2 tRNA genes are annotated in these 329 nt (G+C 47.1%); both read right to left on the reverse strand.

Annotation, left to right across the window (positions count from 1 at the left end):
- Positions 1-126: 126 nt before the first annotated feature.
- Positions 127-202, reverse strand: a tRNA-Ala gene (locus NCG91_RS27910).
- Positions 203-227: 25 nt separating this feature from the next.
- Positions 228-304 (reverse strand) — tRNA-Ile (locus tag NCG91_RS27915).
- Positions 305-329 lie beyond the last annotated feature (25 nt).

Consider the following 329-nt stretch of genomic DNA (forward strand, 5'->3'; position numbering starts at 1 on the left):
CGGCAAACCGATCAATAAATAATCTTTACTTCTTCCAGATTGTTAAAGAACATACAGCACTTGGTCTCGAAAAGACCAAACCTAAATCCCGGCGTTGAATTCAACACTGATTTACGTTTGAACTTTTGGTGGAGGATGACGGGATCGAACCGACGACCCCCTGCTTGCAAAGCAGGTGCTCTCCCAGCTGAGCTAATCCCCCAATGGGTAATACAGACTACAGAAACTGGTAGGGCTGGTTGGACTCGAACCAACGACCCCCGCGTTATCAACACGGTGCTCTAACCAGCTGAGCTACAGCCCCAAATGCTGTTCTTTATATTAACAGT

Source organism: Janthinobacterium kumbetense, from assembly GCF_023703445.1.
Lineage (GTDB): Bacteria > Pseudomonadota > Gammaproteobacteria > Burkholderiales > Burkholderiaceae_D > Janthinobacterium > Janthinobacterium kumbetense.